This is a genomic window from Streptomyces sp. SID14478 (assembly GCF_010548525.1).
In the GTDB taxonomy this organism is placed as follows: Bacteria; Actinomycetota; Actinomycetes; order Streptomycetales; family Streptomycetaceae; genus Streptomyces.
In genome coordinates, this window is record NZ_JAAGMG010001362.1 from 1 (window position 1) to 2,361 (window position 2,361).

The 2,361-nt window shown below is 73.6% G+C and carries 2 protein-coding genes; both read left to right on the forward strand.

Annotation, left to right across the window (positions count from 1 at the left end):
• The first annotated feature begins 246 nt into the window (after window positions 1-246).
• On the forward strand, window positions 247-1,062 hold the full coding sequence (locus G3I40_RS43440; RefSeq protein WP_239092298.1) for a chorismate synthase: 816 nt from the start codon (window positions 247-249) through the stop codon (window positions 1,060-1,062).
• Entirely contained in the window at window positions 1,059-2,174 is a 1,116-nt protein-coding gene (gene menC / locus G3I40_RS43445) for an o-succinylbenzoate synthase (protein ID WP_164560305.1), read from the forward strand. Before G3I40_RS43440 ends, menC begins: the two co-directional genes overlap by 4 nt.
• The last annotated feature ends 187 nt before the right edge of the window (window positions 2,175-2,361 follow it).

Below are 2,361 nucleotides of genomic sequence, written 5' to 3' on the forward strand. Positions count from 1 at the left end.
CGTCGGCGTCGTACAGCAGCACGTCGCCCACGGGCACGGCGAGCCCGCGGGGTGAGGCGAGGGCACGCACGGAGGAGCCGCCGAGCACGTCGAGCAGGTCACTGAGGGTGGGGGAGTCCATGCGGGCCTTCCGAACGCGGAGCGCGGCACCTCTGCCGCACCTTTGGCCGATCTTCAAACGACCCTAGCCATCGCTTGTGGCCACGAACAACCCGGTCGGCGCTTCGGCCGCCCAGACTCGGAGCCATGAACGTCACCGTCCGCCCGATCCACGAGGTGCCCCGCATCGCGGCCGTCGCCGACTTCTTCAGCGACGTGTGGCAGACGCCGCGCAGCACGCCGCCCTACCCGGCCGAGGTGCTGCACAGCCTGGTGCACGCGGGCGGCGCCGTGCACGCCGCGTACACGCGGGCGGGGGAGCTGTGCGGGGCGGCCGTCGCCGTGTTCGGGGAGCCCGCGGCCCGCGACGTGTACTCGTTCGTGGCCGCGGCCCGCACCAGCGACCGGGGCGTCGGGCTCGCCGTGAAGCAGGCCCAGCGGGAGTGGGCCCTGGCCCGCGGGGCACGGACCATGCGCTGGACGTTCGACCCGCTGGTCGGCCGCAACGCCCGGTTCAACCTGGTCAAGCTGGGCGCGACCGGCACCGAGTACCTCGTCGACTTCTACGGGCCCATGGCCGACGGCGTGAACGACGGCGACGAGTCCGACCGCCTCACCGTCACCTGGGACCTGACCGCGGACACCGCCCGCGCGGAGCCCGTCGCGCCCGCCGGGGCCGTCCTCGCCACCGCCCCCGACGGCGACCCCCTCGCCCTCGGCGCGGACGGCGTCGTCCACTGCCGCGTCCCCGCGGACGTCGTGAAGCTGCGCGCCGCCGACCCCGCGCTCGCGCTGCGCTGGCGCCACGCCGTCCGCGAGGTGTTCACGCAGGCCTTCGCCGACGGCTACGCGGCCACGGGCATGTCCCGCGACGGCTGGTACACCCTGACCGAGCGGCAGCAGCACAAGCAGCAGAAGCAGCAGAAGCGGACGCCGATGCAGACGCAGGAGAAGCCGGTATGAAGCTCGACCACGTGGAACTGCTGCATGTCGCGATCCCCCTGGTCACCCCGTTCCGCACCTCGTTCGGCACGATGACGACCAAGGACACCTTCCTGCTGCACGTCGTCACCGACGAGGCGGAGGGCTGGTCGGAGTTCGCCGCCGACCCGGAGCCGCTGTACTGCTCCGAGTACGTGTCCGGCGCCGAGACCGTGATCCGCGACTTCCTGCTGCCCCGCGTCGCCGCCCTGCCCGCGCTCACGACCGCCGCGCTCGCCCCCGCGACGGCGAAGATCAAGGGGCACGAGCTGGCGAAGGCTGCCCTGGAGACGGCCGTCCTCGACGCCGAGCTGCGCGCCCACGAGATGTCGCTCGCCACTTATCTGGGCGCGGTACGCGACCGGGTCCCCGCGGGGGTCTCCGTCGGCATCAAGGAGTCCGTCCCGGCGCTCCTGGACGACGTCGAGCGCTACCTCGCCGAGGGCTACGTCCGGATCAAGCTGAAGATCGAGCCGGGCTGGGACCTGGCCCCCGTCCGTGCGGTCCGGGAGCGGTTCGGCGACGACCTTCCGCTGCAGGTCGACGCCAACACCGCCTACTCGCTCGCCGACGCCGAGCACCTGCGCCGCCTCGACGAGTTCGGCCTCCTGCTCATCGAAGAGCCCCTCGAAGAGAACAACCTGCACGCCCACGCCCTGCTGCAGCAGCGCATCGGGACGCCGGTCTGCCTGGACGAGTCCCTGCACAACGCCCGCGACACGGCGTCCGCCCTCGCCATGGACGCCTGCCGCGTCGTCAACGTCAAGCCCGCGCGGGTCGGCGGGTACCTGGAGGCGCGCCGCCTCCATGACGTCGCCGCCGCGCACGGCGCGGCCGCCTGGGTCGGGGGGATGCTGGAGACGGGGATCGGGCGGGCCCCGAACCTGGCGCTGGCCGCGCTGCCCGGGTTCACGCTGCCCGGCGACACGTCTGCCTCCCGGCGGTATTTCGCCGAGGACGTCACGGAGCCGTTCGTGCTGGTCGACGGGCATCTGCCGGTGCCCACCGGGCCCGGGATCGGGGTGGCGCCGCTGCCCGGGGTGTTGCGCCGGTTCACGACGGCGCGCCGGGTGCTGTACGCGTCCGCGTCGTAGGGGGTTGTGCCTGTGCCGTCGGGCGGGTGCTGTACGCGTCCGCGCCGTGGGGGGTTGTGCCGTCGGGCGGGTGCCGGTCTCGTCGTGGCTGGTCGCGCAGTTCCCCGCGCCCCTGGAAGGCCTCCGGCCTTCATCGGGGAGATGCCGCCCGCAGGGCGTGCATCTCAGGGGCGCGGGGAACTGCGCG